Raw genomic sequence first — 16,160 nt, forward strand, 5'->3', positions numbered from 1 at the left:
AAAGGGGAACGCTAGCGTTCCCCTTGCTTTCAAATCCACCCAGTAAACTTACCAGATCTTAACGCGATCTTCTGGCGCTAAATACAGCTTGTCGCCAGGCTTAACATCGAATGCGCTGTACCAAGCATCTAAGTTACGCACTGTCAGCGCGCGGTACATGCCGGGTGCATGGCCATCGGTGGCTACGCGAGCCCGCAGCGCTTCATCACGCATCTTAGTGGCCCAGGTTTGCGCAAAGCCGATAAAGAAGCGTTGATCGCCCGTAAAGCCTTCAATCACTGGGGCTTCTTTACCGTTAAGCGAGGCATGGTACGCATCGAGTGCCGCGGCTAAACCCGCCACGTCGGCAATGTTTTCACCTAAGGTCAGCTTGCCATTCACGTGTAAATCTGGGAAAGGCGCATAGGTATCAAACTGCTGAGCTAAGGCATCGCCTTGCTTAGCAAACTGGGCAAAGTCAGCTGGCGTCCACCAGTTACGCATAGCGCCAGTCGAGTCAAATGCCGCACCATTGTTATCAAAACTATGGCTGATTTCATGGCCAATCACAGCACCAATCGCACCATAGTTGTAAGCCGCATCGGCCTTAGCATCGAAGAATGGTGGCTGTAAAATACCCGCAGGGAAGTTAAGCGCATTTTGCACGGGCAAGTTCACCGCATTCACCACTTGCGGTGTCATCCACCACTCGCCTTTATCCATTGGTTTGCCAATCTTGGCCAGCTGATGGCTGTACTCTACTTTTTCCCCATTGATGGCATTCGCGTAAGCATTAGTCGCCGTCACAGCATAGCTGTCGTAGTTGCGCCATTTGTCGGGATAACCCACGCCCACAGCCATAGTCGCCACTTTTGCTAGGGCTTCTTTCTTAGTGGAAGGGTCCATCCAATCGAGTTTTTCCACTCGCTGACCAAAAGCGGCCACTATGTTATCTACCATAGTGCTGACTTCAGCCTTGGCCGAAGCAGGGAAATATTGCTCGGCATAGGCATGGCCTACGGCATCACCAAGGTATTGATCGAGTGCCGCTAAGGCACGTTTATCGCGGCCGCGCTGTTCTGGCGTGCCAGAAAGCTTAGTGCCATTAAAGGCAAACGAAGCGTTGTCGATAGCCGATGGCAACACATCGGCATGACTGTTGATCTGGTGGAACACGAGCCAATCTTTCCAAGCTTCTAAAGGCTCAGAGGCCACCAGCGCAGAAAGTCCCGTAATCGCCGTAGCATGGTAGGCTGCAAATTTTGGCTGATTGCCCAATTGCGCTGCCGCGAGGAAGGCTGTCCAGTCGATACCCGGTGCTTTGGCATCAAAGTCAGCACGGCTCCACACGCCCGAAGACTTAGCGAAATCTTCACTATCTTCACGGCTAGCGTGGGCGGCAGCGATCTTGCTCTCAAGGGCAAAAATACGATCGGCACGGGCAGCGGCATCGCTCACGCCCGCATCTTTGAGCAAGGTTTCAATGTAAGCACGGTAAGCACTGCGAATGTCGGCCATTTTAGGATCGGCAGACAGATAGTATTCGCGCTCAGGTAAACCTAAACCGCCCTGCAAAAAGTAAGGCAAAACTTCGCCCGGCGTGGCTAAACCTTGGGTGACGAAGATCCCAAACAGGTTTTCGGTATGGAAATCGGTCGCGTTGAGAGGGTCAACATCGGCGCGCAGGTTTTCACCTAATGCTGCGGATAAATCTTGCTTGCTCGCAATGGCCTCATAACGGGCGATATCCGCCTCAGCAGGTTTCATTCCTGCGGCATCAATGGCGGCAGTATCTGTGTAAGCCTTGTAGAAATCGGCGATACGCGCTTCGTCGCTACCCGCCGTATGCTGCGCTTTTACCAGTTCGGCAATCAAACTGGTTTTATGCTTTTCGGTCGCTTCAAAGGCAACAAGGAAAGCGCCAGTGCTGGAGCGATCGGCTGGGATCATCGTCGTTTTCATCCACTCGCCATTGGCGTAGGTATAAAAATCATCCCCAGGTTTTACGGTTGGCGACATAGCCGCGACATTAATACCTACCGGCATTTGAGCGGCAACGTCTTGGCTTTTAGATGCACTTTCGCTGGTTTTAACTGTGTTTTCTGTGGTGTTATCACTGCAAGCATTGAGCCCCGTCAGTACTGAAGTAGACAGTAACAGCGCGGGAATAAGACGGTCCGACATGAATGACTCCTCTTTCTTTTATTATTGTATTTATCCTAGGTTTGGCAGTGTAACTGGCTCTGAATGAAGAAGTAAAACAAAGCCACTTTTTATGATAAAAAGTTAATGCAAACATTCTGAGCCAGTCTACTGAGGCAGCCTGAACTTTGTATTCTGCGGCGCATTTCTTTAAAATTGCCGCCAACTACTTATTGTTTATTGATCCCAAGGCAATCCAGATGAAACTCACCAGCTTAACTCAACCTATTTATGACCACTTATATCGTGATATCAGTGAGTTTCGTAGCACCTTCGACTTGCCTGTTAGTGATGTTGATTCCTTAGATGACAAGGCCGACACCTTACATACTTCATTGATTATTGAAGAGTTAACTGAACTAGCAGAAGCCGATAGCCGTATCGAGCAAGCCGATGCCATCGTTGATTCTGTGTATGTGTTAATGGGGCGTTTAGTGCATTTAGGCGCGCAAGCCATGACGGATAGACTCGAAATCAGTTACTTAATCGACTTGTTGCTTTGCGTCGCTAAAAACCGTGAAATCGACTTTATTCGCTGCTGGGACGAAGTCCATTCAAGCAATATGAGTAAAGTGTGCCGCAACGAGCAAGAACTGGCTGAGACAGTTGCCTTTTATGCTAAGCAAGGTGTTGAAATTGTTGGTAGTCAACAAGGCGACTTCATCATAGCCAAATGCGCTAAAGATGTGGAGATGGCGGGTAAAGTAGTTCGCCAAGGCAAGGTACTAAAATCGGTTTACTACCGCCCTGCAGATCTGACTACACTGGTTAAAGCCTAGATTTGATAGCTTTTTTAGAGCCTGTTATTTGCAGGCTCTTATTTCGCCAGAGCAATTATCCAGCAGTAATGACTTTTCAGCGTGTGTTTTAACGAGGCAATCCGTATGAATCCTGCAAAAGTGGTGCGTGCCGAGGTGAAGCAATTAACTGATTTGCCGAATATTGGCAAAGCTTGTGCGGCGGATTTACGTTTGCTTGGTATAGATAAACCTGAGCAACTGCTGGGGCAAAATCCCTACGACTTGTATCGAACTCTATGTGACAAAACGGGCCAGCGACACGACCCATGCATGATCGATGTGTTTATCTCCATTACCCGTTTTATGGCGGGCGAAGATGCTCAACCTTGGTGGTTTTACACCGATGAGCGCAAAAATACCTTAGGGCAGACTAAACCTTAGCTTTTAGCTTCCCGCCTGTTTATCACTTTGTATTATTTCAGGTTCTTCCCTTAACCATTCCCGCCAAATCGCCACCAGCAAGGCCATCAATACTGGGCCGACAAACAAACCGACAAAACCCATGGTTTTCACGCCGCCGATCAAACCGAAAAAAGTCGGTAAAAATGGCAATTTAATCGGCCCGCCGACAAGATTAGGTCGCAGGGTTTTATCGACAATAAACAGCTCTATACTGCCCCAAAGGAACAAGCCGACGCCCGCCGTCATATCGCCAGTGCCGACAAGATAGAGTGAAATCAAGGTAAACATGGTTGGCGCGCCGCCGGGAACCAAGGCCATAAAGGCGGTTAACACCCCAAAAGCCACGGCCGATGGCACACCCGCAATCCAATAGGCGATCCCCAGCACTATGCCCTCACCGATCGCGATAAGCGTCATGCCGATCACAGTCGAACTGACCGTCGCAGGCACCACACGGGAGAAGCTATGCCAGCGGGCGGGCAATACTCGCTCGCCGACAATATCTAACTGTTTGGCCACTTGCTCGCCATCTTTATAGAGGAAAAACAAAGTGATCAACATAAAAAGTAAGGTCAGTAGCAGGCCTAGCGTGTTCCAGCCCAATTGCAGCACCCAGCGGGAAATGCCACTCAGATTCTGACCACTGATGGCACTGATAATCTTGCCTAGCTCGTGGGGTTCACCGATAAATTGCTGCCATTGCAGGGTTAACCATTCACCCATCCAAGGTAAATCTTTGATCCACAAGGGCACGGGCGAACCATGTTGGTTAGTAAACACCAACCAATCAACCCAAGTTCTAATTTCTTGTAACGCATAGGAAAATACAAACACCAGCGGGATAATCAGCCCGAGCACAATACAACATAGGGCAATGGTTGCCGCCAACGCCGAACGACCACCGCATTTTGCCAATAGTTTTTGATAAAGAGGCCAACTCGAAAAACACACAATCAAGGCGGCTAATGCAGGCACTAAAAAGTCGATAAAAAAGAACACGCCAGCACATAAGAGCAAAATCAACAAACTACGACCAATCGCGGCATTACTGAAAATCGGCGTCATAGTGCTAACACTCCCCACAATACAATCCAACGATAAGATGGAAAACACTCGGCATTCTATCAAAAGCCTAACAGTTGGAATGAGCTTATTGAGCCGAAAGCTGCTTAACGAGCTGCTCTGGTTGACTAAAATCGGTAATGCGCTGAATGACTTTCCCGTCCTTAACCCACAGTAACGTCGGGATATTGCGGATTTTAAAATGATTAAATAACACGCCTAACTCATCGATACTAAAATCGATTTTAGTCTGATAAAGCTGCTTAAAATCTTCGAGTGCTTTATCGTCTGTCCACAGGTGATTGACCACACCGTGCCACGCTTTATTTGGCACTTTTTGCGCGAGATTATTTAAGCCTTTTTGGACGGCAATACACTCTTTCGACATTTCTGGACGGCTCTCAGCCAAGTACCAATCACACCAGGTTGCAGTGAAAAAGAGTAAATGCTCACCTTGTTCCCAAGGCTTCAGTAACTTAGCCGTTTGTTCGGCACTGGGCGCCTCAGTGGTCTGGGCAGTCAACTCTTGGCCATTCGCCAACATATCGATAAACTTATCTAAATTAGCGTCTGACTCGTGGCTAGTGTAAACCACATCACCGGCACGATTGATTAATACACTATAGGGCGTGCCGACCAAGCCTAAAGCCACCCCCAACTCACCTTCATTATCCAACCACACGGGCATAGTGAGCCCGAAGCGCGCGATAACGTCAGCGATCTTAGGCTGCTCTTCATTAATATTGATGTTCACTGCGACGATATTAATCTTGTCCTGATACTTGTTCTGCAGGGCTTCAAAATGCGGCATTTGTTCCATACAAGGCTGACACCAAGTTGCCCAAAACTTTAGGTATATCGGCTTGTCACCCGCAACACTGCCTAAGGTCACTTGCTGCTGTTCGGGATAGGTTTTAAGTGCGATATCTTGATAGGCTTTGTCGCCCGCAAACGTAGCAAAACTCACGACGGCAAGGCACATAACAATGATTTGACGCAACAACATAGTGTTTTCCTTAAATTGATAGACCACTCGCATCCACGACTATGGTGCCAGTGATTTGCAGCCATTTACACAGAAAATACATAATTAAAGGGAGCGACAGTCTACCCAGCAGCCAACCTTTAACCAGTGAGTATAAACTAACAAGCCGCTAATTTAGCCATGTAAAATGTAAGCCTTGGTGAGCATATCAATGAGTATTAATGGCCTATTAATACAACATCTTAAACTATCAAGCCTAACGCCAATTGCTTGGTGAGCTCTGCGGCGGGAATCGCCTGACAGCCGGTTGCATTTTGGCCGCACCAGAGCGGGCTAAAATCGCCGAACCCTTGTTGCTCGGCGGCGCTTCGCAATCCTGCGACGGCACTGGAGGCGAGCGGAAAATCCGGTACTGCGTTATTGATAGGTCCAAGTTCAGCCATAAAACGATTCACTATGCCGCGTGCGGGGCGACCAGAAAATAAGTTAGTCAGAGCCGTATGCTGCGCCGCCTCACTTTGCAGGGCGGCGCGATGGATCTCACTGGTGGTGCATTCAGGACAAAGTAAATAAGCCGTCCCAACTTGCACCGCCGAAGCGCCCATCGCCATGGCGGCGCGCACGGTTTTGGCATCGACTATGCCACCCGCGGCGATAACGGGCACATCAACGGCGGCAATGATTTGCGGCAATAAACTAAAAGTGCCGAGTTGCTCAGTCAAATCATCGGATAAGAAATGTCCTCTATGGCCGCCAGCTTCTAAGCCCTGCGCAATAATGGCATCTACGCCACGCGCTTCTAACCAGAGCGCCTCTTCCACTGTGGTCGCCGTCGAGATGATCTTAGATCCCCAAGATTTTATCTCCAGCATCAAGTCTTCGTTGGGTAAACCAAAGTGAAAACTCACAACCTCAGGTTTGAATTTGGCTAACACTTCAGCTTGAGCACTCGTGTAGGGCGCGCGTTGTGCTCCCGCAGCTTGGGTATCAGGATGGATACCCAACTCAGCAAAATAAGGCGCGAGTTGCTTGAGCCATGCAGCTTGTTTCGCCGCTTGCGGTTCGGGCTCGTGATGACAAAAGAAGTTTACATTGATGGGCTTAGTCGTTTGGGCGCGGATCTGTGTCAACGCGGCATCTAATGCTTCAAGGGATAACATGGCACAGGGCAAGGAGCCAAGCCCACCCGCTTGCGACACGGCTATCGTTAAGGCACTGCCCTGAACACCCGCCATAGGCGCTTGAATAATCGGCAATTCGATTCCAAATAATCGGGTTAACTGGCACGGCATACATCACCTCCTTTGACTGGTTATCACTTGACGATCAATCCTGATATGGCCCTGCGGCTAAACGTTGGGAGATCCACCACAGATTGCCCACGGGATCACGCACTCCGCCTTGGCGATCGCCATAGGGTTTATCCGCCACTGCCATGATTAACTCGCCCGCAGCAGCGAGCGCCTGAGCCACTGACTTATCGGCATCTTCCACATACAAATAGTAGGATGCTGGCATTGGCGGAAACGCTTCACTCGCCTCGCTCAACATAAATAGGCAGTCGCCGATTTGCATCTGCGCATTGGCTATTTTGCCATCCAATCGATGGGAAATATGTAGCGCTTTAGCATCAAAGGCTTTTTGCATAAAGGCTACTGAACTATCGGCATTGTTGATAATCATATACGGGCTAACCCGTGCAAATCCTGGCGGAATAAACATAACGACTCCTTGTTACCCAAGCATGATGTTGACAATAGAAAGCCACTATTAGCCAATGACTATAGACTAAGCACTATGGCGAAAACTAGCCCGCTGCAATTAAGCCTTCAACGTGAAATGTAAACTTAAGCATTCAGTGAACGAGCCAAAGCGTAAAGCCTGCGGATGCGTTGCCCCACGGCGTTTAAGTCATTTTATATCTTTGCGGCCAAACCATAACAGTACTGCTTTACGCTTGTTATTAAACAATAAATTAGCTTTATTTAACTATGATTAAGCAACTACGGATCCTTGTTCTATGCTTAGTTCACTGTTCACTTACCATGATGAGCCTATGCACTTGACTGCATTCTTCGCCAGATCACTCAGGATTTGCCTCCTCTTAATCCTCAGTAGTTTCGTCTTTGCAGTGCAGGCAGCTTGGTATCCCGCCGATGTCATTGCCGACGGTCAAAAGACCCTCTACACGCCACTCGCTAAGGCCAATCAAGCATGGCGGATCTGTGCCTTACTTCCCCACGGTAAAGATCAATATTGGTGGGGCGTCGCCTTTGGATTATCACAAGAAGCCGAGCGCCAAGGCGTAACGCTTGGCATTTATGATGCTGGTGGATATGACAAGATTGAGCAGCAAAGACAGCAACTCCATGATTGTTATGCACTCAAGGCTCAAGCTTATATTATTGCCGCCAATACCGCTGACGGACTGATTGCAGACATTGAACAGCTCAGCGCTGCGGGCATTCCGGTTATCGATTTAGTCAATGGTATCGCGACCGACAAACTCACGAGTCGCTCCTTAGTCAGCTTTGAAGATATGTCCGTTGCAGCGACAGAATATATTGCGGCGCAGCAGCGAGAAGCTATCAATCAGGAGTCACCTAAGCTTAAGGTGGCGTGGTTTCCTGGGCCTAAGGGTGCATCTTGGGTGATGGCGGCGGAACAAGGATTCATACCAATCACATTAAATATCTAATCAGTTCAGAGCCTCACAGACATTTCAATCCTAGGCGCATTGACGCAGAAATGGTTATTCCCTTTTAAGTCAATGCAACACGGGAGTGGGATGCCTGTGAGGCTCCCGAAGGGCGGGTTTCAACGCACTTTATACTGCGTTTAAGGCTTTCGACAGAGCACCACTATGCCTTCAAGCCTTCGCCTTGTCTAAAGCGCGTTGAACTCCCGCTGAATGAACAGATATTTAATACGATTGGTATTAGACAAGCGGCAGCTAAACAAGAGTTCGACACAATTGAAGGCGGTTACGGTACGACTGAGTTATTTGTTCAAGCAGATTTAGTGCGAAAAGTACTTGCAAAACAAAGCGTAGATTATGTAATTGCCAATGCGGTGGCGGCCACATTCGCGGCGCGCTTTTTAGATGGACGCCGGAATCAAACCGGCAAAGTCATCGCATTTTACTCTAATGCGCAAACTATAGAATTAGTACAGAAAAAGCAGCTACTCGCGACAGTCAGTGACTCACCGGTATTGCAGGCTCGAATTGCCATCGATCTCGCGGTGCGCGCACTCGAAGGTGCGCCTTATCCCCACAGAGTGAGCCCTGTTATCAAGCTCATCTCCCAAGACAACATCCACCAAATCGATTTAGAACAAATATTAGCGCCGGAAAATCAATGGATGATCCATCAGGATCTGCCCAGCATAAACGGTACTCGTTAAATCAAATAATCCGCACCCAGCCCAACAAATAAGGCTAAACCTGCCCAGTTATTATTGAGGAAAGCTTTAAAACAAGGGGCTCGTTTGCGATCAAAGATCAGCATTTGTTGGTAAGTACTAAAACCGACAAAAGTCAGTATACCTAAACCATACAGCAAACCACGATCGGCGCTCCAACCGGCGGCGATAAAACAAGCCAAGGCGGCAAGTTGGAATAAGCCTATGATTTGGCGATCATATTTACCGAACAAAATCGCAGTAGATTTAATGCCCACTTTTAGATCATCGTCCCTATCGACCATGGCATACATAGTGTCGTAGGCGACAGTCCAACACCAATTGGCGGCAAATAACCACCAAGCCTCCATCGGCACTTCACCCGTTTGTGCGGCGTAAGCCATAGGGATAGACCAACTCCACACTATGCCTAAAAACATCTGTGGCATGTTGGTGATGCGTTTAGTGAAGGGATAAATAATCGTGAGGATAATGCCGACAACGGATAGTTTAACGACTAATCCATTGAGTAATAAGACTAAACCAAAAGCGGATAAACCTAAAATGACGAACAGTATCAGCGCTTCTTTGGTGCTGATTTCGCCACTGGCTAGCGGGCGTGATCGAGTGCGTTCAACAAAAGAATCGAGATCGCGATCGGCATAGTCGTTAATAATGCAGCCACAGGCACGCATGATCACTACGCCAATAATGAAGATAACCAAGACCTTAAGATCCGGCATGCCACCCGCAGCTAACATTAGCGCCATCAAACATGGCCACAGCAATAATAGCGTACCTATGGGACGGTCGATTCGAGTAAGACGGGAATACACATCCCACTTTCGCTTTAAATTCATTAACTAGGTACTCCCAATACCCTCAAGTTTCCACTCGTTTTCAGGCTTAGCATCATATACCCATGCTTCTCCCGATGCGAATTTACACCCTAAAAGCGTGTCACAAAAAGCTGACATTTATCGCGATGATGTCAGTCATCACAGCGCTTCTAAACGAGCGTAAGCCACTACTAACCACTTGCTGCCAAAGTCAGTAAAGCTGACTTGCACGCGCCCTTGGGCACCGCTGCCCTCAAAGTTGGTCACCTTGCCTTCACCAAATTTAGGGTGATTGACTCGTTGGCCGACGTTAAAACCGGTATCGTTTGTGGCAGCCGACTTTTGGGTGCTAAACCGATTATTCGCCATCGGGGTTGAAACCTGTGCCTTGAGGCGGATTTCATCCACATATTGCGGCGGGATCTCTTTGATAAAACGCGATGGCCGAGCGTAATCTTCGCGGCCATAAATGCGCCGTGATTCCGCATAGGTAATGTAGAGTTTTTCCATCGCGCGGGTCATGCCCACATAGCAGAGGCGGCGTTCTTCATCGAGTCTATCGCCCTCTTCGAGTGCCATTTTACTCGGGAAGATCCCTTCTTCTACGCCCGCCATGAACACCATAGTGAACTCTAGGCCTTTGGCAGAATGCAGCGTCATTAGCTGCACCGCATCGGTAAAGGCATCGGCTTGGCCTTCGCCCGCCTCGAGCGCCGCGTGGGAGAGGAAACCGTTAAGTTCGCCCATGTCCTCCAGCTCTTCTGGCATTTCGAAGGTACGCGCCGCTGTGACTAATTCTTCTAAGTTTTCGATTCTAGCGTGGGCTTTTTCGCCCTTTTCGGCCTCATACATGGCCTTAAGACCCGAAGCTTGGATCACAGTATCGGCCATGCGATACAGCACCATATCTTGGGTGTCTTCACGCATCGTCATGATTAAGTCCATGAAACCACGCACAGAATTTGCCGCGCGGCCCGCAAGCACTTTCTCGTCGAGCAAACGCACACTCGCCTGCCACAGGGTTAACTCATGTTGACGCGCCGTGGAGCGCAAAATATCCAAAGTGCGATCACCAATGCCACGGGGCGGCGTGTTAACCACACGCTCGAATGCCGCATCGTCGTCTTTGTTATTGATCAACCGCAGGTAACCCATGGCATCTTTAATTTCTTGGCGTTCGAAGAAGCGTAAACCACCGTAGATTCGATAGGCTAAACCTTTGTGTAATAAGGCTTCTTCCAATACCCGCGACTGAGCGTTAGAACGATATAAAATCGCACAATCGCTGAGGTTGCCGCCCTTTTCGTGCCAATCATTAATTCGGCCGACAATAAAGCGCGCCTCGTCCATTTCATTAAAGGCGCAATAGAGCGAAATCGGATCGCCATCGGCTTCATCCGTCCACAACTCTTTACCCATACGCTCTGGGTTATTGGCGATTAAGGCGTTGGAAGCTTTAAGAATATTACCCTTAGAGCGATAGTTTTGCTCGAGGCGAATCGTGGTCGCCGTCGGGAAATCTTTTAAGAATCTATGTAAGTTTTCAACCTGAGCGCCGCGCCAGCCGTAAATCGATTGGTCGTCATCACCCACTATCATCACATTGGCGGTTTGACCGGCGAGCACACGGATCCATGCATATTGAATGGCGTTGGTATCTTGGAACTCGTCCACCAAAATATGCTTGAATCTGTCCTGATAATGGGCCAACAAGTGTGGCTTATTGAGCCATAACTCATGGGCGCGTAATAGGATTTCGGCAAAATCGACTAAACCTGCGCGATCGCAAGACTCTTGGTAAACCTGATAGATTTTTAACAGATTCTGCTCAAGCGGAAAACCGCCTGCATCGATATGTTTAGGGCGTAATCCTTGGTCTTTTTTACCATTGATATAACCCTGAGCTTGGCGTGGAGGATATTGTTTCTCATCCAAATTCAGGCTTTTAAGAATACGTTTGATCAAACGCACTTGATCGTCAGAATCAAGGATTTGGAAGCTTTGCGGTAAACCCGCATCTTGGAAGTGAGTGCGTAACAAGCGATGCGCCAAGCCGTGGAAAGTGCCAATCCACATGCGGCCCATATTGGTGCCAGCGACTTTTTCAACTCGCTCGCGCATCTCGGCCGCAGCTTTATTGGTAAATGTCACCGCGAGAATCGAGTAAGGACTCTGCTGTTCAACCTGCATCAGCCACGCTATGCGGTGGGTCAACACCCGAGTTTTACCACTGCCCGCGCCCGCCAACACTAACATGCTAGATTGCGGTGCCGCGACAGCCTCGCGCTGCTTATCATTCAGGCCGTCTAGTAAAGAAGATACGTCCATTCTCGCCTCCAAAAAATCGAGGGGGCATTATAACAGAAGAAAACCCGCCTGCGCGTTTGATCCACAAGACGAGAGCCATAAGGTGAGTGATATGTTGCCGCATCTTGCTTTGCGCTTGTGTTGTAATGACGACATTGATTAAGCACTGGTCATTCCCACAATGCTTGTGGGCGGGAATCCAGCTTTTCGGTAACAGATCTTTGTTTTTAGGGTAGGAATTGAGCAAATGCAAGGCTGTATTAATTATTCATAAAGAGGGTGTTCATCATTCAGTTTCAGCGATTAAGCACTGTCATTCCAGTGACACGCCATTAACTCATCCCTGAGGGCTCGACGACGGCATCCATGCCGTCAACGGTCACTTCCATGACAATGCTTAATCTTGCCAGCCCCTACAGTAATCTGAACCCCTTTTTACAAGCATGCACTCTGTAAATTTAAAGATGGTGGCTCGTTAATTTAGGTGCTGCACTCTCATGCTTATCCGTATGATTTGTAGAAACTTATTGAACTATACTGAATAAAAGAACACAGTATAAACGGCATTTTGAATGAAATAGATAGAGGCGATATGAGTCTGAATAGAGCAATTATGCGGCTGCAATTTACCGATCGGATGGGAACTAATTTTGAGTTTAATAATTTAAAGCAGCTTAAGGAGTTTATTGATAGGGAAATGGCATATTGGCAGGAAGTCAAAGGATTAACAGAACAAAACAAAAAAATTAACATTGGGACAGGTAATCTTAGAAATATTCAAAATGTTGTTGCAGATGCTCTAGTAAATACATGGGAAGATAATGAACTGAATGAGCGTTTACGAGATATCTTTCAAAGTCAGAGACAATATTTAAGCGCGTATTGGCTATATAGTGGTCATGAATACGCAGACAAAGTGGTCACTATAATGCTTGAGAGAGGATATGGTGTAGCGGGAGCATTTTTAGAGTATTTGAATAATAAAGTACAACCTTTTAATTCAAAAGATGCCTTCGATGGCGCGCTGCTTGCCTACGAATATCAATACCAAAACAGTGATTTGGTTAAACGTCGAGGGTCAGAAAGAGCAACATTAACACGATTGAAAGAGCAGTTTGCCGCTAAAAGTGCCGAAATAACCAAAAAAATCGATGAAAATCAGCAGCAATATGATAAAAATCAAGAGCAATTTACTGAATGGTTTGACCAATCTGTTCATAACGTGGATGAACAGTTAGAACGAGCAAGGTTAAAATTTTTGGGCCGCAATGCTGCTTTTGGACGATTAGCTAAAAAAGAAAGCAAAAAATATCATATAGAAATGGATGAACATATCAGTAGTTGGCAAAATCGAATTAATGAGCTCGAACAAACGTATCAAGATAAGCTTCGATTAGCTAAACCTGCTGAGTACTGGAAGCAATCAGCTAATAAATATAGAGTGCAAGGTTTCGCTTTTGTCATTGCGATAGGCATACTCGTGCTGGTTGCGATAACGACAGGTCTTGACCTATTCCAAGCCTGGTTATTAGGTGGAGAAACGGCGCTTTCAGTGAAAACTGTACCTGGTATGGTTCTGTTTGGTTCGCTTGTTGCAGTGTTTGGTTTTGCACTACGAGCATTGAATAGATTAGCTTTTAGTACCTTCCATTTAATGCGTGATGCAGAAGAACGCGAGCAATTAACATACCTATATTTATCACTCAGTAACGAATCGGCAATCGATAAAGAATCCCGCGATATTATCCTACAGGCACTTTTCTGCCGCACTGAAACGGGATTACTCTCCCAGGATAGTGGCCCAACAATGCCCGGTTTCGGTGATGCCATAAAAGAAATGACAAAGGCTAAGTAATATATATGAAACTGTAATAACACTAACTTTTATTGAGGGCATAATCGGGTGAAACAGGACACCCACCACTCTTTAATGCTTTAAGTGGCCAACAGACAACTCAACAATCAAAGGAATACGCCATCCCCTCGGAGTTGCCGCAGGGCATTAGCGTTCTTTGCTTGATCGAGACATGGTCATTCTAGTGCATTCATGCACTTCACGACATTCAGGCATCCTGCCTATCAGATGCCGAGATAGCGTCAGTTGAATAAGGGACGAGCGTCTGACGCAATAGCATAAGGGCGCTAATTGCCTAAGGGGCTTTCAACTCCGTTGGGGGCGTCATGGCTGATTGTTTATAAATAGGAAGGAGGATAGGACGAGCAGTCCTCCTTGGTCGACTTTTGATTAAAACATCAGGGGGTGAAGCCCCACGACGTTGACGTTGACTTTGATTAAATAATTCAAACAAGAGTTGGGACAACATCCCGCTAGCCAAAAAACCTACACAAGATTACGAATTTCAACAGATAGATCAGCAGCGGAGCTCTGCCCCAACCCCCTTTCTCGATGAGAATAACTTTAGGTAGCGGCGGATCGCGGTTAGAATACTCACCCTGTTTTTCTTGGTTACTTTTTCGGAAACAATAATGTCCCATTCAGCGCTTAATTCTTTTGATGATTTTTACCAGCTTTTGGCTGACAGCTTAGCGAAGAATAGTCTGATCAAACTATTGTTGAGTAAGTACCGAGGGGCAGATAAAAGCCTGCAGCGCATTACGATTCGGCCGATCAGTTTGCAGAATGAACCTATGCTGTCGTTTGTGTATCAACACCAGACGAATCACATCACTAAAAACCTGAGTTATGACGAAGGCTTAGCAAGCATAAAACTGTTACTCGGTAGCGATTTTAAGAGTGCCCACTTAGCCACGGCGCTGGCAGAAGTTCAGCTTGAGATCAGCAAAAAAGGCAAAGTCCAAATCAGCACACATAATGTTAAACAAGCCGTCGCGGCGCCGTTAGAACATGACCGCGAGAAAAAGCGTTTTGTGGATATCGAACGCCCATTCCTCACTCAGCTCGGGGTGACTGATAGCCAGCATAATCTTATCCCTGCGATGTCGCGTAAATGGAAACAAATCAATAAGTTTATTGAGGTTTTCAGCCAAGCACTCGAAGCTTCACCCCACAAGAATGACCAACCGATCAATGTGGTCGATTTTGGGTCTGGTAAAGGTTATCTCACCTTTGCAATCCATGATTACCTGCGCCATAGCCTACACAATGATGCGCAGGTGACTGGGGTGGAATTACGTCAAGCCTTGGCCGATTTATGTAATGAAACGGCGGCAACGCTGGATCATCAAGGCTTGTCGTTTGTCTGCGGCGATGTGAGAACCCACGCGCCTAAGCAAACCGATGTGATGATCGCGCTGCACGCCTGCGATATCGCCACGGACTATGCGATTCATTATGGTATCCGCGCCAATGCCGACATCATCATGTGCTCGCCTTGCTGCCATAAACAAATTCGCCCGCAGATGCACAGCCCAGAGTTGTTTAAACCTATGCTGCAATATGGAGTGCACATGGGCCAACAGGCTGAAATGGTGACCGATTCATTACGGGCGCTATTTTTGGAAGCCAATGGTTATGCGACTAAGGTGTTTGAATTTATCAGCCTAGAACATACCAATAAGAATAAGATGATTTTGGCCGTTAAAAAGCCACAACACAATCAGAAAGACAGCGCCGCAATACTCGCGCAAATATCTGACATTAAAGCCTATTACGGGATCAAGGAACACTGCTTAGAAACCTTACTCGCGCAAACCCAAGCCGATTAACGGCCGGCGGTTTACTGGCAAAGCATTAAAACTTTGCGCTCATGACAACCCCGTTGAAATTGAGGCAATCTTTAATTCTTTGCTGCTGAACCGCGCTAAGTGTGTCGATATCGTGGAAGGCAAACTCTGAATGTTCGTGACTTAAGTGGATCGGCAATGGCTCGGCTTCTGCCCCATCTTTGGCCACCTCAGGCCTATCAGGCAACTCAGACAACACCAGTTCACAACGAAAGATAAAGGCTTGGGATTGATAGGCGCTGTGATAATACACGCCGCTCAAATAGTTAACCCGCACACTTAACCCCAATTCCTCTTGGCATTCGCGTACTAAGGCCTCGTGAATCGTCTCACCAGGCTCGAGTGCGCCGCCAGGCAAACCCCAAGCAAAGTTACCGTAATTGGCCTTAAGCAACAGCACTTGCCCCTGCGCATTAGTAATAACCGCGTGGCTGCTCAGTCTAAAGGTATCGTTAAAGGCCACTCAGTTATCCTTGC

14 protein-coding genes are annotated in these 16,160 nt (G+C 47.6%); 6 read left to right on the forward strand and 8 right to left on the reverse strand.

The features are described from left to right. Positions 1-48: 48 nt before the first annotated feature. The gene (locus tag AC5YB3_RS09240) at positions 49-2,163 is read right to left on the reverse strand and encodes a M13 family metallopeptidase (protein ID WP_494526991.1); all 2,115 of its coding nucleotides are present in this window, start codon (positions 2,161-2,163) and stop codon (positions 49-51) included. Positions 2,164-2,381: 218 nt separating this feature from the next. Here AC5YB3_RS09240 and AC5YB3_RS09245 point away from each other — a divergent pair, with 218 nt between their 5' ends. Beyond that, the gene (locus AC5YB3_RS09245; RefSeq protein WP_126492866.1) at positions 2,382-2,960 is read left to right on the forward strand and encodes a nucleoside triphosphate pyrophosphohydrolase family protein; all 579 of its coding nucleotides are present in this window, start codon (positions 2,382-2,384) and stop codon (positions 2,958-2,960) included. Positions 2,961-3,065: 105 nt separating this feature from the next. Further along, complete coding sequence (locus tag AC5YB3_RS09250) at positions 3,066-3,362, forward strand: helix-hairpin-helix domain-containing protein (RefSeq protein WP_071940025.1); 297 nt, start codon at positions 3,066-3,068, stop codon at positions 3,360-3,362. Positions 3,363-3,365: 3 nt separating this feature from the next. On the opposite strand, the gene AC5YB3_RS09255 is transcribed toward AC5YB3_RS09250, so the two are convergent. The 4 genes from AC5YB3_RS09255 to AC5YB3_RS09270 form a co-directional block, all read right to left on the reverse strand. Beyond that, a complete protein-coding gene (locus AC5YB3_RS09255; RefSeq protein ID WP_011845652.1) occupies positions 3,366-4,448 on the reverse strand; it encodes an AI-2E family transporter in 1,083 nt (360 codons plus the stop codon). Positions 4,449-4,533: 85 nt separating this feature from the next. After that, positions 4,534-5,451, reverse strand: a complete 918-nt coding sequence (locus tag AC5YB3_RS09260) for a TlpA family protein disulfide reductase (RefSeq protein WP_494526992.1) — start codon at positions 5,449-5,451, stop codon at positions 4,534-4,536. Positions 5,452-5,672: 221 nt separating this feature from the next. Then, complete coding sequence (locus AC5YB3_RS09265; RefSeq protein WP_494526993.1) at positions 5,673-6,722, reverse strand: NAD(P)H-dependent flavin oxidoreductase; 1,050 nt, start codon at positions 6,720-6,722, stop codon at positions 5,673-5,675. A gap of 34 nt (positions 6,723-6,756) precedes the next feature. After that, positions 6,757-7,152 (reverse strand): VOC family protein, encoded by a 396-nt coding sequence (locus tag AC5YB3_RS09270; RefSeq protein WP_494526994.1) that lies wholly within the window; start codon positions 7,150-7,152, stop codon positions 6,757-6,759. A gap of 298 nt (positions 7,153-7,450) precedes the next feature. Here AC5YB3_RS09270 and torT point away from each other — a divergent pair, with 298 nt between their 5' ends. Both torT and AC5YB3_RS09280 read left to right on the forward strand, forming a co-directional pair. Then, positions 7,451-8,128: a TMAO reductase system periplasmic protein TorT gene (gene torT, locus AC5YB3_RS09275; RefSeq protein WP_494526995.1), complete on the forward strand. Its 678-nt coding sequence runs from the start codon at positions 7,451-7,453 to the stop codon at positions 8,126-8,128. A gap of 323 nt (positions 8,129-8,451) precedes the next feature. Beyond that, positions 8,452-8,835, forward strand: coding sequence for a hypothetical protein (locus AC5YB3_RS09280; protein WP_494526996.1), 384 nt, complete (start codon positions 8,452-8,454; stop codon positions 8,833-8,835). Here AC5YB3_RS09280 and ubiA read toward each other — a convergent pair. After that, positions 8,832-9,692 (reverse strand): 4-hydroxybenzoate octaprenyltransferase, encoded by an 861-nt coding sequence (gene ubiA, locus AC5YB3_RS09285; protein WP_310801704.1) that lies wholly within the window; start codon positions 9,690-9,692, stop codon positions 8,832-8,834. The two genes, AC5YB3_RS09280 and ubiA, sit on opposite strands and share 4 nt — an antisense overlap. A 138-nt stretch (positions 9,693-9,830) precedes the next feature. Next, on the reverse strand, positions 9,831-11,999 hold the full coding sequence (gene uvrD / locus AC5YB3_RS09290) for a DNA helicase II (RefSeq protein WP_006084318.1): 2,169 nt from the start codon (positions 11,997-11,999) through the stop codon (positions 9,831-9,833). Positions 12,000-12,570: 571 nt separating this feature from the next. On the opposite strand from uvrD, the gene AC5YB3_RS09295 reads away from it, so the two are divergent. Further along, positions 12,571-13,833, forward strand: coding sequence for a DUF6161 domain-containing protein (locus AC5YB3_RS09295; protein WP_261273698.1), 1,263 nt, complete (start codon positions 12,571-12,573; stop codon positions 13,831-13,833). Positions 13,834-14,465: 632 nt separating this feature from the next. Then, positions 14,466-15,665 carry a class I SAM-dependent methyltransferase gene (locus AC5YB3_RS09300; protein ID WP_494526997.1) on the forward strand — a complete coding sequence of 400 codons (1,200 nt, stop codon included), beginning with the start codon at positions 14,466-14,468 and terminating at the stop codon, positions 15,663-15,665. 25 nt (positions 15,666-15,690) lie between these two features. Here AC5YB3_RS09300 and AC5YB3_RS09305 read toward each other — a convergent pair whose 3' ends face one another. Next, positions 15,691-16,146: an NUDIX hydrolase gene (locus AC5YB3_RS09305; RefSeq protein ID WP_342902143.1), complete on the reverse strand. Its 456-nt coding sequence runs from the start codon at positions 16,144-16,146 to the stop codon at positions 15,691-15,693. Positions 16,147-16,160 lie beyond the last annotated feature (14 nt).

This window comes from Shewanella sp. 1311, assembly GCF_059338235.1.